The organism is Jeotgalicoccus psychrophilus DSM 19085 (assembly GCF_000425845.1).
Lineage (GTDB): Bacteria > Bacillota > Bacilli > Staphylococcales > Salinicoccaceae > Jeotgalicoccus > Jeotgalicoccus psychrophilus.
Window position 1 is genome coordinate 219,875 of the sequence record NZ_AUEF01000001.1, and the last position, 23,688, is coordinate 243,562.

At 40.2% G+C, this 23,688-nt stretch carries 28 protein-coding genes, 1 riboswitch and 1 other annotated feature; of the genes, 3 read left to right on the forward strand and 25 right to left on the reverse strand.

The window, feature by feature from the left end:
• Nucleotides 1-83: 83 nt before the first annotated feature.
• From queA to H625_RS13945, 17 genes are all read right to left on the reverse strand, one after another.
• On the reverse strand, nucleotides 84-1,106 hold the full coding sequence (gene queA / locus H625_RS0101165) for a tRNA preQ1(34) S-adenosylmethionine ribosyltransferase-isomerase QueA (RefSeq protein WP_026858244.1): 1,023 nt from the start codon (nucleotides 1,104-1,106) through the stop codon (nucleotides 84-86).
• A 20-nt stretch (nucleotides 1,107-1,126) separates the two neighbouring features.
• Nucleotides 1,127-2,125, reverse strand: coding sequence for a Holliday junction branch migration DNA helicase RuvB (gene ruvB / locus H625_RS0101170; RefSeq protein WP_026858245.1), 999 nt, complete (start codon nucleotides 2,123-2,125; stop codon nucleotides 1,127-1,129).
• A gap of 13 nt (nucleotides 2,126-2,138) precedes the next feature.
• Nucleotides 2,139-2,729: a Holliday junction branch migration protein RuvA gene (ruvA, locus tag H625_RS0101175; protein WP_026858246.1), complete on the reverse strand. Its 591-nt coding sequence runs from the start codon at nucleotides 2,727-2,729 to the stop codon at nucleotides 2,139-2,141.
• A 10-nt stretch (nucleotides 2,730-2,739) separates the two neighbouring features.
• Nucleotides 2,740-4,020, reverse strand: a complete 1,281-nt coding sequence (gene obgE, locus H625_RS0101180) for a GTPase ObgE (RefSeq protein ID WP_026858247.1) — start codon at nucleotides 4,018-4,020, stop codon at nucleotides 2,740-2,742.
• An 87-nt stretch (nucleotides 4,021-4,107) separates the two neighbouring features.
• Nucleotides 4,108-4,392 (reverse strand): 50S ribosomal protein L27, encoded by a 285-nt coding sequence (gene rpmA / locus H625_RS0101185; RefSeq protein WP_026858248.1) that lies wholly within the window; start codon nucleotides 4,390-4,392, stop codon nucleotides 4,108-4,110.
• A gap of 11 nt (nucleotides 4,393-4,403) precedes the next feature.
• Nucleotides 4,404-4,724, reverse strand: coding sequence for a ribosomal-processing cysteine protease Prp (locus H625_RS0101190; protein ID WP_026858249.1), 321 nt, complete (start codon nucleotides 4,722-4,724; stop codon nucleotides 4,404-4,406).
• The gene (rplU, locus tag H625_RS0101195; protein WP_026858250.1) at nucleotides 4,724-5,032 is read right to left on the reverse strand and encodes a 50S ribosomal protein L21; all 309 of its coding nucleotides are present in this window, start codon (nucleotides 5,030-5,032) and stop codon (nucleotides 4,724-4,726) included. Before rplU ends, H625_RS0101190 begins: the two co-directional genes overlap by 1 nt.
• Before the next feature lie 11 nt (nucleotides 5,033-5,043).
• Nucleotides 5,044-5,115 (reverse strand) — a sequence feature (ribosomal protein L21 leader region).
• Between the two features lie 41 nt (nucleotides 5,116-5,156).
• Complete coding sequence (mreD, locus tag H625_RS0101200) at nucleotides 5,157-5,675, reverse strand: rod shape-determining protein MreD (RefSeq protein WP_026858251.1); 519 nt, start codon at nucleotides 5,673-5,675, stop codon at nucleotides 5,157-5,159.
• Between the two features lie 4 nt (nucleotides 5,676-5,679).
• Entirely contained in the window at nucleotides 5,680-6,528 is an 849-nt protein-coding gene (gene mreC, locus H625_RS0101205) for a rod shape-determining protein MreC (protein WP_026858252.1), read from the reverse strand.
• 65 nt (nucleotides 6,529-6,593) lie between these two features.
• The gene (locus H625_RS0101210) at nucleotides 6,594-7,748 is read right to left on the reverse strand and encodes an aminotransferase class I/II-fold pyridoxal phosphate-dependent enzyme (protein ID WP_026858253.1); all 1,155 of its coding nucleotides are present in this window, start codon (nucleotides 7,746-7,748) and stop codon (nucleotides 6,594-6,596) included.
• Nucleotides 7,749-8,555 carry a MetQ/NlpA family ABC transporter substrate-binding protein gene (locus H625_RS0101215; RefSeq protein WP_026858254.1) on the reverse strand — a complete coding sequence of 269 codons (807 nt, stop codon included), beginning with the start codon at nucleotides 8,553-8,555 and terminating at the stop codon, nucleotides 7,749-7,751. It abuts the gene before it with no gap.
• The gene (locus H625_RS0101220; protein ID WP_026858255.1) at nucleotides 8,556-9,215 is read right to left on the reverse strand and encodes a methionine ABC transporter permease; all 660 of its coding nucleotides are present in this window, start codon (nucleotides 9,213-9,215) and stop codon (nucleotides 8,556-8,558) included.
• On the reverse strand, nucleotides 9,208-10,221 hold the full coding sequence (locus H625_RS0101225) for a methionine ABC transporter ATP-binding protein (RefSeq protein WP_026858256.1): 1,014 nt from the start codon (nucleotides 10,219-10,221) through the stop codon (nucleotides 9,208-9,210). The genes H625_RS0101220 and H625_RS0101225 overlap by 8 nt, the downstream gene beginning before the upstream one ends.
• Nucleotides 10,222-10,281: 60 nt before the next feature.
• Nucleotides 10,282-10,384, reverse strand: a riboswitch (SAM riboswitch).
• Nucleotides 10,385-10,452: 68 nt separating this feature from the next.
• Nucleotides 10,453-10,926 carry a SprT family zinc-dependent metalloprotease gene (locus tag H625_RS0101230; protein WP_026858257.1) on the reverse strand — a complete coding sequence of 158 codons (474 nt, stop codon included), beginning with the start codon at nucleotides 10,924-10,926 and terminating at the stop codon, nucleotides 10,453-10,455.
• Between the two features lie 382 nt (nucleotides 10,927-11,308).
• Nucleotides 11,309-12,172: a putative RNA methyltransferase gene (locus tag H625_RS0101235; protein ID WP_026858258.1), complete on the reverse strand. Its 864-nt coding sequence runs from the start codon at nucleotides 12,170-12,172 to the stop codon at nucleotides 11,309-11,311.
• A gap of 24 nt (nucleotides 12,173-12,196) precedes the next feature.
• Nucleotides 12,197-12,382: a DUF3592 domain-containing protein gene (locus H625_RS0101240; RefSeq protein WP_026858259.1), complete on the reverse strand. Its 186-nt coding sequence runs from the start codon at nucleotides 12,380-12,382 to the stop codon at nucleotides 12,197-12,199.
• Complete coding sequence (locus tag H625_RS13945; RefSeq protein ID WP_281170636.1) at nucleotides 12,357-12,491, reverse strand: hypothetical protein; 135 nt, start codon at nucleotides 12,489-12,491, stop codon at nucleotides 12,357-12,359. Before H625_RS13945 ends, H625_RS0101240 begins: the two co-directional genes overlap by 26 nt.
• A gap of 180 nt (nucleotides 12,492-12,671) precedes the next feature.
• Here H625_RS13945 and H625_RS0101245 point away from each other — a divergent pair, with 180 nt between their 5' ends.
• Complete coding sequence (locus H625_RS0101245) at nucleotides 12,672-13,850, forward strand: chromate transporter (protein WP_026858260.1); 1,179 nt, start codon at nucleotides 12,672-12,674, stop codon at nucleotides 13,848-13,850.
• A gap of 89 nt (nucleotides 13,851-13,939) precedes the next feature.
• Here H625_RS0101245 and H625_RS0101250 read toward each other — a convergent pair whose 3' ends face one another.
• Together H625_RS0101250 and H625_RS0101255 are read right to left on the reverse strand one after the other, a co-directional pair.
• Nucleotides 13,940-15,007: an NAD(P)H-dependent flavin oxidoreductase gene (locus tag H625_RS0101250; RefSeq protein ID WP_026858261.1), complete on the reverse strand. Its 1,068-nt coding sequence runs from the start codon at nucleotides 15,005-15,007 to the stop codon at nucleotides 13,940-13,942.
• 106 nt (nucleotides 15,008-15,113) lie between these two features.
• A complete protein-coding gene (locus H625_RS0101255; RefSeq protein ID WP_026858262.1) occupies nucleotides 15,114-15,962 on the reverse strand; it encodes an aldo/keto reductase in 849 nt (282 codons plus the stop codon).
• 334 nt (nucleotides 15,963-16,296) lie between these two features.
• On the opposite strand from H625_RS0101255, the gene H625_RS0101265 reads away from it, so the two are divergent.
• Nucleotides 16,297-16,572 carry an ion channel gene (locus H625_RS0101265; protein WP_084135652.1) on the forward strand — a complete coding sequence of 92 codons (276 nt, stop codon included), beginning with the start codon at nucleotides 16,297-16,299 and terminating at the stop codon, nucleotides 16,570-16,572.
• Between the two features lie 140 nt (nucleotides 16,573-16,712).
• Here the strand turns inward: H625_RS0101265 and gap are convergent, their stop codons facing one another.
• From gap to H625_RS0101295, 6 genes are all read right to left on the reverse strand, one after another.
• Complete coding sequence (gene gap / locus H625_RS0101270; RefSeq protein ID WP_026858264.1) at nucleotides 16,713-17,711, reverse strand: type I glyceraldehyde-3-phosphate dehydrogenase; 999 nt, start codon at nucleotides 17,709-17,711, stop codon at nucleotides 16,713-16,715.
• A gap of 19 nt (nucleotides 17,712-17,730) precedes the next feature.
• Nucleotides 17,731-18,747: a sugar-binding transcriptional regulator gene (locus H625_RS0101275; RefSeq protein WP_026858265.1), complete on the reverse strand. Its 1,017-nt coding sequence runs from the start codon at nucleotides 18,745-18,747 to the stop codon at nucleotides 17,731-17,733.
• 201 nt (nucleotides 18,748-18,948) lie between these two features.
• Nucleotides 18,949-19,311 carry a hypothetical protein gene (locus tag H625_RS0101280; RefSeq protein ID WP_026858266.1) on the reverse strand — a complete coding sequence of 121 codons (363 nt, stop codon included), beginning with the start codon at nucleotides 19,309-19,311 and terminating at the stop codon, nucleotides 18,949-18,951.
• 13 nt (nucleotides 19,312-19,324) lie between these two features.
• On the reverse strand, nucleotides 19,325-20,011 hold the full coding sequence (gene radC, locus H625_RS0101285) for a RadC family protein (RefSeq protein WP_084135654.1): 687 nt from the start codon (nucleotides 20,009-20,011) through the stop codon (nucleotides 19,325-19,327).
• A complete protein-coding gene (locus tag H625_RS0101290) occupies nucleotides 20,011-20,724 on the reverse strand; it encodes a prepilin peptidase (protein ID WP_026858268.1) in 714 nt (237 codons plus the stop codon). The genes radC and H625_RS0101290 overlap by 1 nt, the downstream gene beginning before the upstream one ends.
• Nucleotides 20,725-21,029: 305 nt before the next feature.
• On the reverse strand, nucleotides 21,030-22,199 hold the full coding sequence (locus H625_RS0101295; protein WP_026858269.1) for a hypothetical protein: 1,170 nt from the start codon (nucleotides 22,197-22,199) through the stop codon (nucleotides 21,030-21,032).
• Nucleotides 22,200-22,411: 212 nt separating this feature from the next.
• Between H625_RS0101295 and H625_RS0101300 the strand changes: the two genes are divergently transcribed.
• Nucleotides 22,412-23,602, forward strand: a complete 1,191-nt coding sequence (locus H625_RS0101300) for an amidohydrolase (protein WP_026858270.1) — start codon at nucleotides 22,412-22,414, stop codon at nucleotides 23,600-23,602.
• Nucleotides 23,603-23,688 lie beyond the last annotated feature (86 nt).

A 23,688-nucleotide genomic window follows, 5' to 3' on the forward strand; every position in this document is an offset into this window, starting at 1 on the left:
CAAACGCTTCAGGAGTACCTCGCGCATTCAACATCGTAGACCAAACATATATCCAACCTCAATATCCGCGTCCGTAAAATTCTTTAGTATAATATCATCGCATCGCCAAACGAAAAGAATCGGTATTCCGAGTCAACTGCATGTGCGTATGCGTTTAAAATGTGTTCTCTTGAACTGAACGCGCTGACCAGCATAACGAGTGATGATTTTGGCAGATGGAAGTTCGTAATTAATACGTCCACAGCTTTATATTCAAATCCGGGATAAATAAAAATATCAGTAAATCCGGATGCTTCTTTAAATTCACCGTGGTCATGGATAATTGTTTCAAGCGTGCGTGTACTTGTCGTACCGACGCTGATAATTTTACCGCCGTCTGCTTTCGCATTGTTCAATGTTTCTGCTGCACTTGATGTCATCGTGTAAAATTCGCTGTGCATTTTGTGATCTTCGATTGTTTCTGCTGCGACTGGTCGGAATGTTCCGAGTCCGACGTGCAGCGTAATATAAACAACTTTAACGCCTTTATCTTCAATTTCTTTAAGCAGTTCCTCAGTAAAATGCAGTCCTGCTGTCGGTGCCGCGGCTGATCCTGATTCACGTGCAAAGACAGTCTGATAACGATCTTGATCTTCAAGTTTTTCTTTAATGTAAGGCGGCAGCGGCATTTCGCCGAGGTCGTCCAGAACATTTTCAAGTATGCCATCATAAATTAATTTCATATGATGGATGCCTTCTTCGAATTTTGCTGTACATTCCGCCACAAGTTTACCTTCGCCGAAAGTAATTCTCGTACCGATGCTGATTTTTTTCGACGGACGGATTAACACTTCATATCCGTCATCAAGCGGTTTTAACAGCAGCATTTCAATTTTCGCGCCTGTTTCTTCTTTTATGCCGAACAGCCGTGCCGGCAGTACTTTTGTATCGTTTAATACAAGTGCATCGCCAGCTTTAAAATAATCTGCGACATCGTAAAAGTGCTTATCAGTAAGCTCTCCTGTCGTTTTATTAACAGCAAGCAGTCTTGAATTTGTGCGTTCTTTTAACGGTGTCTGGCCGATTAAATGCTCGGGTAAATGAAAATCAAATTCATCTAACTTCATGTGTTTCCTCCTAAACCAGCTTAATCCATATCTATATTTTTAAAATACTCAAAGGATTTCGCTGTAGCTTTACGCCCTCTCGGTGTACGCTCTAAAAATCCGCGCTGTATTAAATACGGTTCATATACATCATTCAATGTGATGACTTCTTCACCTATAGACACTGCGACAGTTTCAAGTCCGACCGGACCGCCGCCGTATGTACCGATAATTGTCCGCATAATTTTATGATCGATCGGTTCAAGTCCTTCCGGATCGACTTCAAGTACTTTAAGTGCGTAGTTCGTAGTATTAAGCGTAATCGCTTCTTCACCTTTAACCATCGAGAAATCTCTGACACGGCGCAGCAGCCTGTTGGCAATCCTCGGTGTGCCGCGTGATCTTCTCGCCAGCTCATCCAAACTGTTTTGTGGAATTGCCACTTCAAAAATATCCGCTGTACGTTCAATTATCATCTTCAGACTGTCAAGATCGTAATACTGCAGGCGTAACTGCACACCAAAACGGTCTCTGAGCGGTGCTGAAAGACTTCCGAAACGGGTCGTTGCACCGACGAGTGTAAACGGCGGCAGGTCGATTCGGATACTTCTCGCTTCATCTCCCTGTCCAATGACTACGTCGATAAAGAAATCTTCCATTGCAGAATATAAAATTTCCTCAACGAAACGCGGCAGTCTGTGAATCTCATCGATAAAGAGCACATCACCCGGTTCTAAACTCGATAAAATCGCAGCGAGGTCACCGGCACGTTCAACGGCCGGTCCGGATGTCGTTTTAATATTAACGTTCATTTCACTAGCGATAATGTTCGCGAGCGTCGTTTTACCAAGTCCCGGCGGACCGTGTAAAATGACATGGTCCAGCGCTTCTTCACGCATTTTTGCCGCCTCGATAAATACACTTAAATTATTTTTAAGCGCATCCTGTCCGATATACTGCTGCAGTTTATTCGGACGGAGCGACAGTTCAAGCGATACTTCATCATTGTGTTCATGTTCATCTAAAATACGTTCATCCATTACTTCACCCCGTTTAATTTAGTAATAGTTTAAGTCCAAGTTTCACTGCTTCATCGACAGAAGTGATTTCTTCTTTCGTAAGTTTTTTCTCAATGCGAGTGAGTTCTCGTTTCGAATAGCCGAGCGCTTCTAATGCCATCAGCGCTTCTTCAACATAAGATGGATTTGCTGCCGGCGCTGTTTCAGCAGGTGCCGACAGTTCATCAGGTTTAAGCTTGCCTTTTAAGTCCAGAATAATCTGGCTCGCAGTCTTTTTCCCAATACCGGGAAACTTCTGCATAAAGGCATTATCTTCTCTTTCTATTGCACTTATAATTTCATTTGGCGTTGCTGCAGCAAGTATAGCCAAGGCACTTTTAGGACCAATACCGGTCACTTTCAACAATGATTTAAACATCGATTTTTCGCTTTCACCGGTAAATCCGTAAAGCGTATGAGCATCTTCTCTCACTATAAGCTCTGTAAAAATCGTTACATCCGTATTGATATAGCGTTCAAGACGAAACGGGTTCGGCACGAGCAGCAAATACCCGATACCGCCAGTTTCCACCGTCACTCCTATTGGTTTAACTTCCGTTAACTTACCTTTTATATACTGATACATTTATAATCACCTATTCTACAAATTCGAACTCTCCGCCTAAAATTCGTACGATATTCCCGGCCTGTATGCCGCGGTCTCTAAGTGCGTCATCGATACCCATTGTACGCATTTGTCTTGCAAATCTTCGAACTGCAGCTTCACGAGTAAAGTCAGTCATCATAAACAGACGTTCAATTGCTCCGCCTGATACGACGTATGCACCGTCATCATCACGTGTAATGACAAATTTATCAGGGTCTTTCTCGTGACGATAAACAACACGGCTTTCCGTCTCGATTTCTTCTTTAAGTACAGGCTGTTCTTCTAACAGATCTGCTACTTTATACAGAAGAGCATCAATATTCTCACCTGTTGCTGCTGATATTTGCACGATCTCGCTGTCTGTATCAATACTGTTTATAAAGTTATTAATAATCTCTTGATCATGATCAATTAATTCCACTTTATTCAGTGCGATAACTTCCGGGCGCTCTAACAATTCTTCGTTAAACAGAGCCATTTCATTGCGGATTGTTTTATAATCTTCAACCGCATCTCTGCCGTCTGTTTCAGAAATATCCACGACGTGGACGAGTACTTTTGTACGCTCGATATGACGTAGGAACTGGTGTCCAAGTCCCGTACCATCTGAAGCACCCTCAATAAGTCCCGGCATATCAGCCATAACAAATGTACGTCCGTCTTTTGACTGTACAACACCTAAGTTAGGCTGCAGCGTCGTAAAGTGATAATCTCCGACTTTCGGTTTTGCTTTAGAAACAGTGCCAAGCAATGTGGATTTACCCACACTCGGGAATCCGACAATACCGACATCCGCCATCATTTTAAGTTCAAGTGTAATTTCCAGCTCTCTTCCCGGTTCGCCGTTTTCTGCGAAGTCAGGTGCCGGGTTACGGCTTGTAGCAAAACGGGAGTTACCGCGTCCGCCGCGTCCGCCTTTGGCAATTACTGCCTGCTGACCGTGTTCAACCAGGTCGGCAAGTGTTTCACCATTTTCCGTACTTTTTACAATTGTACCTGGCGGCACTTTTAATACTAATGGCGCACTGTTTTTACCGTGCATATTAGAATTCATTCCATTTTCCCCGTGTGCTGCTTTAAAGTGGCGCTGGAATCTGAAGTCCATTAATGTTCTTAAGCCTTCATCCACTTCCATAATAATATCTGCACCGTTACCGCCGTCTCCTCCAGATGGTCCGCCCATCGGGATATATTTCTCTCTGCGATATGCTACCAGACCGTTACCGCCGTTACCTGCTTTTAAATACACGGATACGTAATCTATAAACATAACACTCACCTCCATTTAATTAATCTCTATTTTAAATTATAACATTCATAAAAAAAGACATCAGCAGAAGCTGATGCCACAAAATTATTATTTTGCTTCCTGATAAACAGAAACACGTTTTTTGTCGCGTCCGAAACGCTCGTATTTAACAACACCATCAATTTTCGAGAATAATGTGTCGTCTCCACCGCGTCCTACGTTTTCACCCGGGTGAATTTTAGTGCCGCGTTGACGGAATAAAATAGATCCGCCTGTTACGAATTGTCCATCTTGTCTTTTAGCACCAAGGCGTTTTGATTCAGAGTCACGACCGTTTCTAGTCGACCCAACACCTTTTTTCGATGCGAAGAACTGTAAGTCTAATTTTAACATTGGTATACACCTCACTCATATTCAAGTTTTATAAATTCGTTATATTCAGATTCAATAGTAGCCAATGATACAATCATTGTTTCCAAAATCAATTGAACTTTGTCATCGGATGTATCCTCAAGCTTAACACTTAAATATCCACCTTCTTCGGCCAAGTCTATGGCCGGCTCGTAATCAGTCAGCGCATAAAGCGCATTAACACTGCCGAACACAACTGCCGAAGCACCTGCACATACGAGATCTTTACCGTGGACATCAAAGTCCGCGTGGCCGCTCATCGTAAATCCGGTAATATGCTGTTCACTGTTACGTGCAACGATAACTTTAATCATTATGCGTTGATCTTGCCGATTGTTAATTTAGTATAAGGCTGACGATGACCTTGTTTACGGCTGTAGTTCTTTCTGCGCTTGAACTTGATAACGTTAATCTTCTTACCGCGTCCATGCTTATCAACTGTAGCTGTAACAGTAGCACCTTCAATTGTAGGAACTCCAACTTTAACGCTGTCGCCTCCAACAAAAAGTACTTTGTCAAACGTGAATTCAGCACCTGCTTCAACCTCTAGTTTTTCAACGTAGATTGATTGACCTTCTTCAACTTTTACTTGTTTTCCACCTGTTTCGATGATTGCAAACATACTTACACCTCCTATTATTTAAGACACGCCATTATAGGTGGGCTCTGCCTCTTATACCTATATATGTGCGGTTGACGTTTACGTTTCATCAACTACTGTATTATATAAAATTTAACTCAATGTGTCAATTGATTCTCCGTAATTCTTTTCTCACTTTAGCCGTTTGAATTGCCAGGACATAAAGGATAACGAAAAACACTGCACTCACCAGCACGCTCGGTATTGCACGAAGTGCGATATAGTCGAAAAACGGCATCGCTATAAAGTCGAGTACACTGTACACCGCGTACTGATATAAATCGAATAAAAATGTATTCAGCAGTACGACAAATGCCATCGCTACAAAATCTCTGTAAAACACTCTGAATGCAGTCTGCATAAAGATAACAAATGCTATAAAGCCGAATATGTGGATACCGTACAGGGAACCGATATAAACGTCCAGCATAACACCAAACAGAATTGCAAAAAGCATACTGATACGGGGACCCGCGTAAATTGTTAGGAGCAGAATGTACATAAAGAGCATTTTCGGTACGAAGTATACTTCAACACTAAACATCATCAGTGGACTGAAGCTGGTAAAAGCCATGTCAGCATACATTAATATGACTCCAATTATAAAAATCACTATCGTCTGCATCGTATCAGTCCTCCAATGAATCAGGATCGCGTTTTAAGACAAACACATTATCCACATCATTTAAGTCACTGTTCATTTGCACGTATGCATTTTGACTCAGTCCGTATTCATCATTTTCTACTTCTACTACTTTGCCGATAACTATGCCTTCAGGGAAAGCACCAGTTAGACCAGAAGTATATACTTCATCGCCTTCTTCAAGTTTTACCTGACTTTTAATATTTTCAACGACAAGCACATCTTTTTCAGTATCAAAATTGCGGATATTACCGTAGACCGCTTCATCGTTATGTCTCACTTCAACCGACATATTGTTCTGTGATGCATTCGTTGAAATCATCTCGATAAAACTCGAATTGCCGTTAACTCTCGTGACAATACCGATTAATCCTTCCGATGTCGATACCGCCATGCCTTCTTCAACGCCGTCCTTTTCTCCTTTATCTATCGTAAAGGATTCGAGCCACTGGTCTGGTGCACGTGAAATCACGCGAGCGTTGACTGTTTCGTAAGCCATACTGGAGCTCACTTCAAGAGATTCACGCAGCTTCTCGTTTTCAGCTGCAAGACGCTCATTATCAGCCTGCAGCTGCGGCAGCATATCCAGCTGTTCTTTCAGCGCTTCGTTTTCTTCAAGCGCACTGAAACTTCCTGTAATACTGGAAAATATGTTTCCTATAAAACTGAACGGTGCATCGACAACCTTTTGAGTCACAGCGACCGTATCACCGGTAAATTGTTCCGCTTTCGTTGTGGAATCTCTGTCCGACAATGAAAATCCGATTAATGCAATTAATACTACTATGCCAAACAGCACAATCAACATGCGGTTTCGATTAAAAAACTTAGTCACTCTCATGCCGCCCCCAAAAATTAATATCTGGGTAAATAATACCACATTTGATGTCAGACAATAAACTAATCTTGATAGAGATCTTTAATCTCTCCTAGTCTTTGTACGAATGTTTTTAAATCTTCGTCCCGGACCGCAAGAGATATACGTATATAATCCTCTGACAGGCTGCCGAAAGGTTTTCCTGGCGTAGCGAGAATGGACTGTTCTTTCAGCAGGTAGGTGACGAAGCTCTCACCGTTAAAACCCGGCGGCACTTTTATCCAGCCGAATATGCCGCCCTGTATCGGTTCTAGCGGAATATTTAAATCCAGCAGCGCTTCATTGATAAAGTCTTTGCGCTTTTTGAATATTTCGTTCTGTGCAGGAATTAACGTATCAGCATTGTCAAGAGCTGCGATTGCTGCATCCTGTGTGACACCGAAGACACCAGCATTCGTATGATCCTGAAACCTGTTAATGCTTTCAATCATCTCTGTGTTCCCTGCTGCAAAACCGATTCTGTAACCCGACATATTAAATCCTTTAGACAGCGAATATATTTCCATGGATACTTCAAAATCAGGATCGCTCGTCAATATGCTTGGATGAGGCCCGTTAAAGCCGAACGCTGAATAGGCAAAGTCGTGGACAACCTGTGTTTTACTTCCTTTGAATCTTTGTATCACATCATCAAAGAATGATTTGTCTGCAGCGGCACCGACAGGATTAGACGGATAATTTAAATAGATAAGCTCCGTTTCTCTAAGTTCGGTTTCCAGTGAATCAAAATCCGGCAGGTAGCTGTTTTCTTTAAGCAGCGGCATATCAATCAGTTTCGCCTGTGCAAGTTCCACTGCGGTAATATAATCTGCGTAGCCCGGATTCGGCAGCATAATACCGGCGCCCGGATTGACGTGTGCCAGAGGAAAGTTCACCAGCGCATTTTTCGTCCCGAACAGTATCGCAATATTTTCGTCCTTCAGATCCACATCATAAGTTCTTTTGTAAAATCTTTTAATGCTGTCTTTTAATTCAGGTTTACCGCGGAAGGCACCGTACTTTTGATTTTCTTCTTTATCGATTGCTGTCTTTACTGCATCAGTAATGACTTTCGGCGTTCTGCCGTCGGGAATACCGACGGCGAGGTTTAACAGCGGTTTGTCCCCGACTTCCAGCTCAGCATTCATCATACTGCTGAAGTAGCTCGGGCTTAATGAGTTTAATCGTTCGCTCGCCATTTACTCATCCTCCTCTGGTTTATCGAATCCTTTAAAGTCAGCATCGATCACTTCATTAAACGCTTCTGACTCCACTGCTTTAATTAAATCATCTTCTATTTTAGTGCCTGCATCGTCACCGTTAATTACAATCTGGTTTCTAAAGTTTTCATTCATATTTTCTAAAGTTAATGCATCGTCCAGGTTCATTTCACTGGCAAGTGCAAAGTTACCCGGCACAAGTGATAACCCAATCTGTTCAACGCTTCTCGGGAGCTGACCGGCATCCTGATAAATAAACTCAAGATTTTTCTTATTATTAATAATGTCCGCTTCATCGATAGCAAACATATCTGCATCTTCACTAATTGTGATCAATCCCGCATCCTGCAGAGTTAAAAATCCGCGGCTGGAGTTAACAGGGTCTAAAGGAAGGGCAACTTCACTGCCTGACGTAATATCTTCCAGTGAACTGAATTCACTGCTGTACAGGCCCATCGGCGCTGTCGGCACCTGGATGATATTTTTTAAATCTGCATCGTTTTCTTCATTAAAACTTTCCATAAAGAGCACATTCTGAAAGAGGTTAGCATCTAAGTCTCCGTTGGCGAGTGCATTATTCGGCTGAATGTAGTCGCTGTATTCAACTATTTCAACAGAATAACCCTGCTCTTCCAGCACCGGCTTTAATGCGAACGATGCCATGTCGGCAAAAGGCCCGCTTGAAGCCCCGATCGTAATGACTTCTCCTTCATCTTCATATAAAAGAATACTGGTACTTGCTATAACGACTAATGTACCGATTAAAAATATTATAATTCCGCGCATTTATCTTTCCTCCGCTCTGTTAGAAATAAAGTCTCCGGCCCACTGGACGATTTGTACAATAATAACAAGCACAATCACTGTCACAATCATCGTCAATGTGTCGTAGCGGTAATAGCCGTATCTGATAGCAAGGTCACCGACCCCGCCGCCGCCGACAACACCTGCTGTTGCACTGAATGCAATAATCGAAATAATCGTCAGTGTAATTGCCTGAGTGATACTCTTCTTAGCTTCCGGCAGAAGAACGTCTGTCACGATTAAATAAAGCGGTGCGCCGCCTGAGATACTCGCTTCAATAACACCGTCACCCACACTGTTAAAGCTGGATTCAACAAGACGTGCAAAAAGCGGCACAGCAGCTATAGATAATGCAACACTGGCAAAAACGGGACCATGTGAAGCATTAACAAGCCATGTTGCAAACGGCATAATTGCCACGATTAAAATTATAAAAGGGAAAGACCTGATTATATTTACGAGCCATCCCAGTGTCGCATTTAACGGTTTAATTTTAAAAAGTAGCGGATGCTGTGTAATATAGAGCAGAATACCGAGCGGCAGTCCGATCAGTACTGCAAAGAATATTGAAATTGAGACCATCAGTGCCGTTTCTAAAAGTGCACGGTACAATAATGGCCAAAGCTGACTGAAATTATCCAATATAACCCACCCTTTCTATTCCATGAGTATTATCGATATGTGTTTTAAGACGCTCGATTTCTTCAACTTTTCCTGAGACCTGAAACATTAAAAATCCAAGCGGCTTTTCTTTAATATATTCGATTCTGCCGTTTAAAATACTAATACTTAAATCGAAGTCTCTGTAGAGCTGATTTAAATAGTTTTCTTCAGCATTCTCGCTCAAAAACTGAATTGTAATCACTTGATTTTCAGGTGTTTCTTTAATTTGTTCCGGCACTTCAAAATTATATATTTCCTGCACGAAATCTTTTGTAATTTTCTCTTTAGGATGACTGAATACATTGTATGTTTCGCCGCTTTCAATAATTTCACCGGCGGACATTACACCTACACGGTCGGCAATTTCTTTAATAACTTCCATTTCATGAGTAATGATAACCATCGTAATACCGAGCGTTCTGTTAATACTCTTTAAGAGATTTAAAATACTTTTAGTCGTATCCGGATCAAGTGCACTCGTTGCTTCGTCACATAAGAGAATATCCGGGTTATTGGCAAGTGCCCTTGCAATACCGACACGCTGTTTCTGTCCGCCGCTTAAGTTTGCTGCATTGATACCGGATTTATCGTTTAAACCGACGAGCTTTAAAAGCTCTTCAATTCTTGCCGGCACATCTTTTTTATTGTATCTGCTCGCTTTAAGTACAAATTCAATATTTTCATAGACTGTCTTTGATTCAATTAAGTTAAACTGCTGGAAAATCATGCCGATTTTCTGACGTCTTATTCTTAAATCCTTAGATGATAATTCAGTCAGATTGTCTTCACCAACAATAACTGTGCCCGTCGAAGGTTTTTCAAGCAAATTAATCAATCTTACCAGGGTACTTTTCCCAGCGCCGGAATAGCCGATCAGCCCAAAAATTTCACCGGTTTCAACTTTTAATGATGTCGGTTTTAATGCTTCAATATTTCTTCCTTTTAAATGATACGTTTTTGAAACGTTATTCAGCTGAATGCTCATGAATTCCCTCCTATGTATATTAAAAAAAGCCATTTATCTATATAGACAAATGGCGTTTTGTGATTATCTTCCAAGCCGCTGCCTGCAGGAATTAGCACAGTACTTAAAAAGCCTGCTGCTGAGACTTCACAGGGCCTGATCCCTCCGTCTCTCTGGATAATTTCATATTTAATTGTATTTCATACTAAAGTAACTTGAATAAATAGTCAAACAATTTTTAATAATTTGTTATCAGCGTGATTCTACCATGCCTTTATAGATAAACTTTCCACGGCAATGCTTGCAAATATAACGTTTGTTATAGCCCTTAACTCTTTTAGTAAATTGATAGCTGCACTTTTTGCACTCATATAAATAAGCTTGTCCTTTATATTTATAAGTTCTTGTTTTGGCAATGCCGAGACGCTCAAGTGTTTCGGTAAATTCCCGGTCTGAATCCCTGTAAGGTTTCTTTAATGTGTAAAGTGCGTAATGAACGCATTCATGATAAAGCACATCTAGAATAGTTTCCTTGGAGTTGTTAATAAGAAAGCTGTGTGACATTACAATTTCTTTCGAGACTACTTTTCTGTTCTGCAATTTAATCTGAAATGCACCGAGCTTAGACTTCATTCTTTTCGACACTCTGATTGGAATATCGAGCTCGAGACCGAAATTGTCCCTGAGAAATTTATCGGCCCAGTTATGTAATTCACTATTGTTCATAATATGTTCACCTTCTTAATGTTTTAAGCGCCTTAAAAAAGGCAACAAAAAAAGGGAGATCTAAAGTCTCCCTAACAGATAAATAATATAATATGATATCTAGGCCAAAGGCACTATCGAAGAACGACTAGTTAATGATATGAAGAGTATAGCTTTAACTTATGTTTGTGCGTTCTGTTATGTATTTCTTAATGTATTTTCATTATATTTTAATGTTCAGCATATTTCAAGGTTATTAGCCTAATTCTTTTGCTTTGTAACCTGTTTGTAATAAACAGGGTAATATTTCATGAACATTTGTTTTCTTTAGTGTAATTATTGCCTAACACGTTCTAAATAGCAAGATGTTAATTGAAATTATCTTAAAAATATTTCAGGAGTTCTATCCTGCCTGTGCAATAATGATATGCATATCTACTGTAATTTCTTTGCTTCCGCTACCTACAAATGTTTCAATCTGTGCTGCATCTGCATGCCAGCCAAGCGGCGTCATGGAAATTAAATCCTTCAATGCTGAAGCATTGAGAGTTTTCTTATAAGTAATACGTTCTTCACTTACTACTTTAACATTTCTCTTCATCAATTCAAGTGTATCGTTATTTTCATATTCACTTTCACCGGTATTATTGAACAGTTCATTACGCAATTCCTTTAAATATCCGCTTCCCGGAATCACTTTTATAATCATGCCGTCTTCAGTTAAAATTCGTTTAAATTCAGCGTAATTGGCAGGGGATAAAAAGTTTAATATAAACTTGCATGATTTGTCAGCAAGCGGCGGATTTGCAAGATCTCCGACAAACCATACCGGCCCCTCATAGTTTTTCGCAGCCATCATGACACCTGCTTTTGATATATCAAGACCGACGCCTGTCAGCGTTTCTGTGTTTACCTTATGCTGAATCATCTTTAAATGAGAGCCTTCACCAGACCCTGCATCAAACAGCAGTGAGTTTTCTGCCGATTGGTTTGTTATGATGTCAGAAATTCTATTATGTATCGGCGCATACAGTTCTACTTCGATGATAATTCTCTGACGTGCATCAAATAATGCATCATCATACTGCGTATTTACAAGTTTCTGAAGCAGATTCACATAGCCCTGTTTTGCGAAATCAAAAGTGTGATTATTAATGCAGACTAAACTGCTAAGTGCTCTGACCTCAACAGCACCGTAACAAAGCGGACATCTTAATTTGCCGCTTATATTCTGTGCTGCCGCTGCGTTTTTTTCTCTTTTCTTCATTTAAATCCCCTGCCTGAACTTATATTAAAATAGAAATATTACTACACCGATTGCGAAAAACACCATACCGATAAAACCCGGTATAAATGCTGCAATCGTCTGCATTTTCGTGCCGCCGATTAAACAGCGTTTAGGTTTATCAGGATCGTACAGAACCTCGAGCTCGTAACCGAACGGGTAGCCGTTATTGATCGAGCCGTGGGCTGTCATATTTTTCTTTCTTCACTGCCACACCGAAAGTATAAATCACCAGTGAAATTAAAATTAAAAAGAGCCCTATAGAACCGAAAACTATAGTTAAAATCTGCTGATCTGTCATTATATGAAACACTCTGATGAATTACTATATTGAAAAGTAATTATATCATATGACTGTCGATATAAATTTAAGAATCAGTCAATAAAAAGTATGTTAAAATCTTGTAAATGTCTTAGTAGGAGTTTAAAAACAGTCGTATCCATGGTAAGTTTTAATAAATTACATATACAGGAGAAATTAATGAATAAACTCAGAATTCTTTTAGAAATACTATTAGTATCTACGAGACTCGGGCTGACATCATTTGGAGGTCCGACTGCACATCTTGGTTATTTCCATACTGAGTATGTACGCAGAAAGAAATGGATGGATGAGAAAAGTTACGCAGATTTAGTCGCACTTTCACAATTCCTACCGGGGCCTGCGTCCAGCCAGGTAGGTATCGGTGTTGGTGTAATGCGCGGCGGCGTACTCGGCGGTCTTACATCATTCATCGGTTTTACACTGCCGTCCGTTATTGTGTTAATGATTTTCGCATCTCTATTAACAACATTTGATATCGCAGATGCGGGTTGGATACACGGTTTGAAAATCGTTGCCGTGGTTATCGTTGCCCATGCAATTATGGGAATGAGTAAAAATCTGGCACCTGACGTCAAACGAAAAGTAATTGCCTTGTTTGCACTCGTCGCAACCTTGCTCTTTCAATCGGTGTTTACACAGGTCGGCGTCATTCTGATTGCAGGGGTCATCGGTTTTATTCTTTATAAAAATCATGATGCAGATGATAATAAAAAAGCAGCGACTTTCCCGATTAAGAAAAGTTTTTCCGCTGTCTGTTTAGTGATATTTTTCGTACTGCTATTTGCATTACCCGCCCTCCGTGAATTAACAGGCTCATACTGGGTTGCGGTAGTAGACAGTTTCTACAGAGCCGGCTCACTCGTATTCGGCGGCGGACACGTTGTACTTCCGCTTCTCGAACAGGAACTGGTTCCGATGGGATGGATTTCTGCAGAAGAATTCCTTGCAGGATACGGTGCAACGCAGGCTGTGCCTGGCCCGTTATTCACATTTGCAGCATACTTAGGAACAGTGATGAACGGCTGGGTCGGCGGACTGATCGCAACTGCCGCGATATTCCTGCCGGCATTCCTGTTAATCCTGGGCGCACTGCCATTTTGGGATATGCTCCGTAATAACGATAAAGTTAAAGGCGCAGTCATGGGCGTTAATGCTGCAGTCATCGGCATATTAATTTCAGCATTATACACACCGATTTGGACAAGCTCAATACTGGAGCCGGTTCACTTCGCACTTGCAGCAATACTGTTTGTGATGCTGGTCTACTTCAAACTACCCCCGTGGGTCATTGTTGTAACCGGTGCACTCGGCGGTATGCTGATTGGATTCATTTAAATATTATTAAATCAGGTGCAAATTTTATTTGCACCTGATTTTTTAGTTGGAAATGGAATTTGGTTGACGATGTCGATATAACAAGTTATTTATCCAAGTAAATTGCGCGCACTTTCAATAATTTCTTCCACAATTTCAGCAGCCGGCTGTTCTTTCACAACAAGACGCAGGTTCTGCCCTGCCCACAGCGACATATATTCAGCATTATTATTTTTCGCGGCAGCACCTCTGATACTTTTAGTTGCTGAATTCTGATACGGATACGCTAACGGTTCTTCACTGAATTCTTCTATAAATTTATTGAGTATGCCGCGGGCCGGCCTTCCTGAAAATACTTTGGTGATGACTGTATCGTCTTCTTTACTGGTAAAAAGTTTTTGCTTATAAGCTTTATGAATGCCCGCTTCTTCACTCGATAAAAACCGGGTGCCGATCTGCACTCCGTCTGCACCGAGTGCGAGTGCAGCAATGAGACTTCTGCCGTCATTCACTCCGCCGGCCGCAACTACTGGAATATTCACATGATCTGCAACTTGCGGTACTAAAGAAAAGGTGCCGATATCCGCTCCGTTTTTATGATGACTTAAATCAAAAGTACTTCTGTGTCCGCCGGCATCTGAGCCCTGGGCAATAATAATATCCGCACCGCTTCTCTCGGCAAGGACTGCTTCTTCAACTGTTGTGATCATTGATGTAATTATCATACCGTTCTCTTTTGCCTGATTCGCTTTAGCCTCAGAAAGCAGTCCAAATGCTGTACTGATTACTGGTACTTTCTCATCAATTAATACTTGAAACTGTTCATCAAAATAGTCAGCTGCATTAAACTGAATATCTGATTCCCTGACACCTAAATCTCTGCCAATTCTATACAGTTCATTTTTTACCGCTTCCTTCTCATCATTACTTGGCTCATCAGAGTTTTCAACACAGAATAAATTCACTGAAAACGGCTTCGCTGTGAGTTTTCGAATTTCATGAACAGCTCGCTTAATATCTTCTGGTTTCATATAAGCAGCACCTAACGTGCCAAGGCCCCCTGCATTGCTCACGTTAGCAATCAGCTCCGCCGTCGTTGCTCCCCCTGCCATTCCAGCCTGGATAATGGGATATTCTATATTTAAGATAGAACACATTTCAGTTTTTAAATTAAGCATTTAAATCCCCCTTTAAAAATTCTGTTACTGTAAACATAATTTAAAAATATTCAAATCAACAGTAAAAGACTCCATTCTGATAAATTCAAAACGGAGTCTTAATATATTACTCAGGTGTCTTCGAAGCGTTCATTCCTGTAACGATATCCATAATATCGTAGTCCACAATACGCGCATATCGTCCATCAAGCTCTGCAATTTTTTCCATATCAGATTCATCAAGTGAAAAATCATGAACATCTAGGTTTTCTGCCATACGTTCTTTACGGACGGATTTCGGAATAATAATTATCCCCTGTTCCAGATGCCATCTTAAAATAACCTGCGCAACTGATTTATCATGCTTAGCCGCTATTTCATTCAGCATTTCATCGTCAAGAATACCGTGTTTAGCTTCAGCAAGCGGACCCCATGATTCGACTTTAACACCGTACTCCTTCATCACTTTCTGAGCTTCTTTCTGCTGGAGAAAAGGGTGAAGTTCAATCTGATTAACAGCCGGCACGATTTCATTATTGACTATTAAATCTACCAGACGTGTTGAATCAAAGTTCGATAAACCAATCGCTTTAATTTTGCCATCTTTGTAAAGTTCTTCCAGTGCACGCCATGAACCGTAATAGTCTCCGAGCGGCTGATGAATTAAATACAGATCAAGATAATCTGTACCAAGTTTATTTAATGTCTTCTCAAATGCTTTCTTAGCTTTTTCATATCCCTGATCTGCAACCCACAGTTTACTCGTCAGGAAAATTTCTTCACGAGGTATACCGCTTTTTTTAAGTGCGTTGCCGACCCCTTCTTCATTGCCGTAAGTTGCTGCAGTATCGAGACTGCGGTAACCCGTTTCGAGTGCATCCAGCACACAGCGCTCTGTTTCATCAGGTTTAACCTGGAATACACCATAACCTTCAATTGGCATTTCAAGACCATTATTTAATTTCACATGCTGCATATAAATACCTCCGCCAAAATATATAGTATGAATCGCTTTCTACTATTAGTATACAGATATATCTCTTACGAGAACAGACTGCAATTTTCTCAGGTTTTCTATGTAAATGAGGGTTTTATCGGCTGTGAAACAGGGAATTTATAAATCAATATACATCGAGAGGTGTTACTGTAGGCAGACATTTAGGAGTGAGTATATGTCCCAAGCAATTTTGACTTTGTTTATATTATTTTTCCTATTTCAAATCGGTATGTTCGCTAAGAAAAAAGGAGAAATGGCCGGTACACATAACTTTACTATGTAATGGCCGCTTTACCTCTATATTTTTACAGTAATGATTTCTCTCACAATAATCTTTGCCTTAATATATTATGTTATGTCTTTTTCAACACCGATACTGATAGACAGTAACCAGGGAACAATAATGAAAGATCACAATCTAGCTGAAATGATTTACTACAGCGGATCCACCTTACTTTCTATCGGATATGGTGACTTAAATCCAATTGGCCCCATACGGTATATTTCATTATTTGAAAGTTTCCTCGGTATTGTCGCTCCTACAGTAATATTTATCAGTGAAGTGAACAAAAAATTTAAAGACAGCTGATTTAATAAACACCTCGCTGAAATAACAGCAGAGGTGTTTATTAATGAGAGCACTTCAATTCATTCCGTTTATATACAAGTCAAAAACAATTGCTTCTATATAAAAAACGGGTGGAATATCCACCCGTCAGTCTAAGTTTATTATTGTGTTACCAAATGGTTTAAAGTACGGACAAGCTGAGCAGTATAAGACATTTCATTATCATACCACGCAACAGCTCTTACAAGCTGGTTGCCGTCTACTTCAAGTACACGTGTCTGAGTCGCATCAAATAGTGAACCTTCTTTGATGCCGATGATATCAGTCGATACAATTTCATCTTCGTTATAGCCGAATGACGGGTTTGCTGCATTCTTCATCGCATTATTTACATCTTCAACTGAAACATTTTTATCAAGAGTTACAGTGACTTCAGTTAATGAGCCGGTTGCTACCGGTACTCTCTGGGCTCCGCCGTCAAGTTTACCTTTAAGTTCAGGCAGTACAAGACCAATTGCTTTTGCAGCACCTGTAGAATTTGGCACGATGTTTTCTGCTGCTGCACGTGCACGGCGGTAGTCGCCTTTTGCATGCGGCGCATCCAATGTGTTCTGATCGCCCGTATAAGCGTGGATCGTTGTCATTAAACCTTGTTTAATTCCAAATTCATCATTTAATACTTTAACGACCGGAGCCAGGCAGTTTGTAGTACAAGAAGCTGCCGAAACTATTTTCTCAGAACCATCAAGTGTATTTTCGTTTACGCCGTAAACGATTGTCTTCATATCGCCTTTACCAGGTGCAGAGATTAATACTTTTTTAGCCCCTGCGTCAAGGTGCTTTTTCGCATCCTGCTCTTCAGTGAAGAATCCTGTACATTCAAGCACGATATCTATATCAAGCTCTCCCCAAGGTAAGTTGGCAGGGTCTTTTTCAGTGAATGATTTTACTTCACGGCCGTTTATTTTGAAACTGTTTTCGAGTACTTCGATATCTCCATCAAAACGTCCCTGAGTTGAATCATATTTGAATAAGTGTGCTAAAAAGTCATCATCTGTTAAATCATTAACTGCGACTACTTCCATATCCTCATAATTTTGAATTTCTCTTGCTGCTAGTCTTCCAATTCTGCCAAATCCGTTAATTGCTACTCTAACCATTAAAATGGCCTCCTTTGTTTTATCCTAATAAGTGTTCTGCTATGACTTCATCTATAAATAAAATTGTATTTTGCGGTGCTAATTTCAAATACGCTTTAACTGCTTCTTTTTTTCCATTTCCGCCTGCAACGGCAAAAATAGAAACTTTATCTCTAAGATCTTCCAGCTGCAGTCCAATAGTATCTACCTTATGGACGACATTTCCGTCAGCATCAAAGTAAAATCCGAAAACTTCACCAACTGCCTTGCCTTTTTCCAGTTTCGATATCACTTCAGAGGTGACGTTTCTTCGCTCTGCCATCTGCAGTGCGTCTCCGATACCGTGAATAACAAGCGATGAACGATTATTTAAATTGATAATCTCTCTGACCATCGGTTCTTCTTTTAACAGATCCAGCGACGCCTTGCTGATACTATCAGGAGCGTATAGCATCCGGTGTTCCCCTGCTGTCGCTTGTGCAAGCCGGCTCACTATCGAATTCGCCTGTAACGCGACATCTTCTCCGAGGCCGCCTCTTGCAGGAATGAATAATAAGTCATCGTACTTCGGCTTTAAAAATTTACTGACCAATGCCATAGTTGAGCCTCCTGCGACCGAAACAATCGTTCCATTGGACAAATTCGCAGTCAGTTCACCTGCCATTAATCTGGCTAATTCTTCTTTAACCAATGTGTTCTGATCAGCATCTCCCCTGACTACAAATATATCTTTTAAGGAGTATTTCTCTTTTAGCTGTACTGCCAGGTCATCGCGATTTTCTATTAGTGTGAGAAATGGTTCGACATCAATTAAAGTCTGTCCGCCTAAGTCAGAGATAGAAATCCCTTTCGATTCAACTTTTATTAAATTCAATTCCAGAAGGTTATCAACTTCACTGCGTAAAACTCTTTCAGTCATCCCAAGTTCCCTGGCCAAAGTTCTTCTGCCAATCGGCTGTTCATTTTTGATGCAGCTTAATATGTTCAGGCGTTTAAGCATGTGAGATAACATATCAGGTACAATACTTTTCTGGATGTCAATCAGACTTTGCCACATTAGTTCAACCACCTCATATTTTAATGGGACTTAATAAGTCCCTACAGGGACTGTTTATACGATTAATATATCAGACATCTATAGGTTAATACAATATATTTGATTATTTTATGATAATTTTTCTTATAATAATGAATAATAAACATAAGAACCACCGTATAAATTACACGGCGGTTCTTATTAGATGCTTTAATCGATGCATCACCAGTCCGACGCATAATATAATTTATATTTGCTGTAATCTAGAAATTTCGCATGATAAAAATCGATTGCTGCCTGATTAACATACGAATGGTACAGTCTGTCATATTCATATGTACCAAAAAATGGTCCCGGGTATGACGGCAGCAGCAGATTCGCTTTTTCCGGAGAGTAACGAATTTCATTCAGCCTTATATATAAATCTGAAATCATATCTTCCTTTAGCAGTATTTTACCGGGGTTCGAAATGTTGTAATTCGCTTCAAAGTAGCCCTGCAGCGCGTTAAATTTTCTATAGTAGCTGTACTCGATGATCTCTCCTGTTTCAATATCTTCCAAAAGCAGATACATATCTAAACCCATAGACTGACCCCCATCATATATAATTCATTTCTTTCAATGAAACGTATTTACCATCACCAATAATGATATGGTCTAAGAAATCAACACCGATTAACTCACCGCATTCACGCAGCCTTTTTGTCACTTCAATATCTTCCTCGGACGGCGTCGGATCGCCGCTCGGATGGTTATGTACGCAGACGAAAGCGGCAGCACTTCTTTTAACAGCTTCTCTGAAAATTTCCCTAGGATGCACAATACTCGTATTAAGCGATCCGATAAATAATGTCTTCTCTTCTATTACCATATTTTTTGTCGTTAAATACAGCACGATAAAATGCTCCTGATTATAATATCTGACTTTCTCCATTAATATATCCGTCACGTCTTTCGGAGAACGGATGTATTTATCCTCTTCTCTTGAATGCGTATGCATTCTGACAGCGAGTTCTATAAACGCGAGTATCGTAATTGCTTTCGCTTTACCAATACCGTTAATTGCAGTCAGTTCTTCATAAGTTACATCTCGCAGTTCTCTTATAGACTGTAAATCTCTTAAGATTTTACTCGCCAGACTGATACTTGATTCATTCCGGTTTCCCGTGTTGATTAATATTGCCAGCAGTTCCTGATTCGTTAATTTATCCGGTCCGTAATTCATTAACCGCTCCCGGGGCTTATCGGAATCATGCATTTCTCTTATAAGCAGTTCACCAGTCATTAAAACCCTCCATAATAAATATCGATAAAATCAGCGTACAGATAAAATGTCGTTATTAAACTCGCAGCGATAAATGGAACTAATGGGACTTTTGTAATTCGGGAAGTTTGGAATAGATCCAAAATGATAACAGCAATACCGCCGATAATATATGTAAACAGGAATGTGAAGATAAAAAAATCAAAAGGTGTAATCATCGTTAAAACTGAAAAAAGCTGAATATCTCCGTAACCGATTTTATCTTTGAAAAGTACGTAGAAAATATGGAGCACAACGACTGTCAGAAAATCCAGCCTGATATCCATATACTCGAGCCCGGTTAAATATAAACCGCAGACAAAAAGTAAAATCAGCATATGCGTTGGAATCAGCAGCGTTTCAAAATCGTAAATGGATAATGGAATGAGTATACTGACGAGCAGATAGTACAGCAGCATATTGTCGTAACCGAGAGGGACGATAAGCGGCAGAACAAACAGCATAATCGTTACTACTTCAACCAGCAGATAATTGATTGAAATGGACGTACGGCAATGACTGCAGCGTCCGCAATTTTTTAAATAGCCGATTACTGGAATTAAGTCTGTGACTTTTAAATTATTTGAACACGAATCACAACGGCTTCTTCTTGTTAAAAAAGAAATATTGTCTGTCTGAGTCAATGCATAAAGGAATGATGCCAGCAGTCCGCCTATTACTATGATAAGAGACATATTTAACCTCCAGCTCGTGATAATCACAATATAAGCTGTGAGTAAATTGTTGTAAAATCGCATAAATTTAAAATTTGTATGTAAATCTGATCAATTTCAAAAAGATTGAATTGAAACTAGTACATTAGTGGAAAACTGCAAGATAAAAAGGATATTTTGTATAATTGCGGATAGTTTAAAAAACAAAAAAACCCCGTAATCTACTAGCATAGATTACGGGGTCGGTGTTTAACATGATAAGCGAATTTTTGAATCCTTAAACTATATCATCTGTTTCTCGTTTTATAAAATTACAAGTTGAGATATCATTCATATATACCTTCAGGCACTGTGATTCCGCTGTCATCATATTCACCGTAATTATCCAGGTTCGATGATACTTCTATGTGCAGTCTCTCACCCTCAACTACTCCAGGTGCCGTTGATACATAGGCTACCTGTGATAACTCATTAGTTTCTTTATCGACAACGCCAATTACGCCGTTTTGCTGCTCTGCGAGGTCAGCATTAGTAAATTCAACGCTGAACAGTGTACCAAATGTATCATGCAGGACGTCTTCTGATCCTATATTATGAAGATAATAATTTTCATCATCTTCCGACACATTAACTACATCAGCACTTTCCATAAAAGCATCGTACAGATTTGAATATGAACCATAATAAATTTCTTCTGCATCAGCCTGTCCTGTATAGTCATTCCACATACCGTTTTCATAGACAAACAGTGAGTCGGTATTCGCATAAGCATACGGAACAACTGCACTTTCGGCCGGGTCGAACATTCCGGAGAACACTTCAAACGCGTCGCTTTCATCAATTTCAGCAGTCAGTCCCGCCATATCACTGTCAGCCGGCTGTTCAGAATCTCCGGTAAATACGTGAATGACCATAAAAGTTTCAGCATAATAAGTTGATACGTCCTCTTTAGGCATTAGAACTTCCTCTAGAGCTGCATCTGATTCTTCAGCGTTACTCAGCTGTTCTCCAAGTCCCGAGTTCATTTCAAACATTGAGGTCATTTCAGTACCGTCAAGTCCTGTCAGCGGTTCTTCAGTAACCTCAAAATTAATATCTCTTGATGCTGATTCAGCGCTGTCAGCGGAAGCAGAATCGGTTATAGACGATGAACTGTCTGATGAATCATCTTCTTCTGTGCCATCTTCATTCTCAGATTCTGTTTCTTCATCTTCCGCTTCATCATCTCTGTCTGAATCCTCTGTACCTCTGTCTTCTCCTGTTGTATCTTCTGTTTCTTCAGTAGACTCTTCTTCCGATGTATCCCCTTCTGACTCCGTACCCTCTGTATCCGTTTCAGGGTCGGTCTCAGATCCTGTACCTTCTTTGTCTTCTACAGATTCATCTGAAGCATCTTCTTCAGTACCTTCAGTCGATTCTGTATTTTCTTCTGCTGGTTCCTCTGTATCATTGGATCCGCATCCTGCCAGAAATAAAAAGCCTGCAAATAACAGCAATAGATATCTGATAAAAATCCTCTCCTTAGAATTAGTAAAATAACTCATATTATATAACTTCACTTTCCCTAAAGTTTTCTGATATAAACGAAAATATACATATTTCTGTCACATATACTATTTTAAAGTTAAATTTCAGAATTTATTAAATAATTTGTCAGTTCATTTTAATAATGCTAAAATTGCCTAATATATAAAAAGGGGGATTTAAATTGAGTTTAAAAGAAAAACTTTTTAGTAAACTGGAAGCAAAAGAACAGCAGATGATTGAGACGAGAAGGCATTTGCATGCCAACCCGGAACTTTCATTTAAAGAAGAAAACACAGCGAAGTTTATCGAAGATTTTTATCAGGACAAAGATGTTAAAGTCACGGCAAATGTTGGAAACGGTTTTGGGATTATCGTTGAAATTAACGGCAAGGCTCCCGGGAAAACAATTGGTCTCCGTGCAGACTTTGATGCACTGCCGATTCATGAAGAAGCTGACGTCCCTTTCAAATCTAAAAATGATGGTGTTATGCATGCGTGCGGACACGATGTACATACCGCCTACCTGCTGCACCTGGGCGAAGCACTGATTGAACTGAAAGATGAATGGAACGGCACGATTAAACTTATCCACCAGCACGCTGAAGAAGTACCGCCGGGCGGTGCTAAGAGTATCGTTGAATCTGGAATGCTGGACGACCTGGACGAAGTTTACGGAATTCATATTTTCCCAATGCTCGATGTTGGCGAAGTTGGTTTAATATCCGGAAATTCTATGGCTGGCCGTTCTAACTTTGATTTAACTATACAAGGTTCAGGGGGACATGGTGCAATGCCTCAGACGACACGTGACGCACTTGTTGCTGGTGCGTATTTTGTCGCAGAAGTACAAACGATTGTATCACGCCGTATGGATCCGATGGATTCGGTGGTTGTTTCGGTCACTGCGTTTGATGCACCGGGCGGCTACAATGTTATTCAGGATAAAGTGACGTTACGCGGTACAGTTCGTTATCTTGACGAAAACAATAAAGTACCTGCTTACGAAGCAATGAAGAAAATTTCTGAAGGTATTGAAAGTTCATTCGATGTTAAATGTGACCTTGATTATGTTTACGATTATCCAGTTGCGTATAACCATCCAGATGAAACTCAGTATGTTGAAGATATTCTTTCAGAAAGTGTCGGTTCATACATTACTGAAATTAAACATCCCAGACCTTCAAGCGGCTCTGAAGACTTTGCATACTATACACAAAGAACACCTGGTACTTTCATACACGTAGGTTCAAAACCGGAAGGCGTAGAAAATCCATACCCTAACCATCACCCTAAATTTGATGTGCATGAATATTCTCTTCTGATCAGCGCTAAAACTTTAGGTGACGTTGTACTCGGCCGACTTGGAAATTAATGTAATTTAAAAACAAAATAAACAAAGGGGTTTCACATGTACTTTCGGACTACCTTTTTATTTTGCCTAAAGTTTCAAATCAGATG

Coding starts and splice junctions, on each gene's coding strand:
- mreD (WP_026858251.1), bottom strand. CDS start 5,675: ATGCAGACGATAGTGATTTTTATAATTGGAGTCATATTAATGTATGCT.
- ruvB (WP_026858245.1), bottom strand. CDS start 2,125: ATGGATGAACGTATTTTAGATGAACATGAACACAATGATGAAGTATCG.
- H625_RS0101280 (WP_026858266.1), bottom strand. CDS start 19,311: ATGGGTTTAGATATGTATCTGCTTTTGGAAGATATTGAAACAGGAGAG.
- H625_RS0101235 (WP_026858258.1), bottom strand. CDS start 12,172: ATGAAGAAAAGAGAAAAAAACGCAGCGGCAGCACAGAATATAAGCGGC.
- H625_RS0101240 (WP_026858259.1), bottom strand. CDS start 12,382: ATGACAGCCCACGGCTCGATCAATAACGGCTACCCGTTCGGTTACGAG.
- H625_RS0101255 (WP_026858262.1), bottom strand. CDS start 15,962: ATGCAGCATGTGAAATTAAATAATGGTCTTGAAATGCCAATTGAAGGT.
- rpmA (WP_026858248.1), bottom strand. CDS start 4,392: ATGTTAAAATTAGACTTACAGTTCTTCGCATCGAAAAAAGGTGTTGGG.
- obgE (WP_026858247.1), bottom strand. CDS start 4,020: ATGTTTATAGATTACGTATCCGTGTATTTAAAAGCAGGTAACGGCGGT.
- H625_RS13945 (WP_281170636.1), bottom strand. CDS start 12,491: ATGACAGATCAGCAGATTTTAACTATAGTTTTCGGTTCTATAGGGCTC.
- H625_RS0101225 (WP_026858256.1), bottom strand. CDS start 10,221: ATGAGCATTCAGCTGAATAACGTTTCAAAAACGTATCATTTAAAAGGA.
- H625_RS0101290 (WP_026858268.1), bottom strand. CDS start 20,724: ATGTCTCTTATCATAGTAATAGGCGGACTGCTGGCATCATTCCTTTAT.
- H625_RS0101275 (WP_026858265.1), bottom strand. CDS start 18,747: ATGTGGCAAAGTCTGATTGACATCCAGAAAAGTATTGTACCTGATATG.
- H625_RS0101250 (WP_026858261.1), bottom strand. CDS start 15,007: ATGCTTAATTTAAAAACTGAAATGTGTTCTATCTTAAATATAGAATAT.
- queA (WP_026858244.1), bottom strand. CDS start 1,106: ATGAAGTTAGATGAATTTGATTTTCATTTACCCGAGCATTTAATCGGC.
- H625_RS0101265 (WP_084135652.1), top strand. CDS start 16,297: ATGATTTCTCTCACAATAATCTTTGCCTTAATATATTATGTTATGTCT.
- ruvA (WP_026858246.1), bottom strand. CDS start 2,729: ATGTATCAGTATATAAAAGGTAAGTTAACGGAAGTTAAACCAATAGGA.
- H625_RS0101245 (WP_026858260.1), top strand. CDS start 12,672: ATGAATAAACTCAGAATTCTTTTAGAAATACTATTAGTATCTACGAGA.
- H625_RS0101190 (WP_026858249.1), bottom strand. CDS start 4,724: ATGATTAAAGTTATCGTTGCACGTAACAGTGAACAGCATATTACCGGA.
- rplU (WP_026858250.1), bottom strand. CDS start 5,032: ATGTTTGCAATCATCGAAACAGGTGGAAAACAAGTAAAAGTTGAAGAA.
- gap (WP_026858264.1), bottom strand. CDS start 17,711: ATGGTTAGAGTAGCAATTAACGGATTTGGCAGAATTGGAAGACTAGCA.
- radC (WP_084135654.1), bottom strand. CDS start 20,011: ATGACTGGTGAACTGCTTATAAGAGAAATGCATGATTCCGATAAGCCC.
- H625_RS0101210 (WP_026858253.1), bottom strand. CDS start 7,748: ATGGCGAGCGAACGATTAAACTCATTAAGCCCGAGCTACTTCAGCAGT.
- H625_RS0101230 (WP_026858257.1), bottom strand. CDS start 10,926: ATGAACAATAGTGAATTACATAACTGGGCCGATAAATTTCTCAGGGAC.
- H625_RS0101215 (WP_026858254.1), bottom strand. CDS start 8,555: ATGCGCGGAATTATAATATTTTTAATCGGTACATTAGTCGTTATAGCA.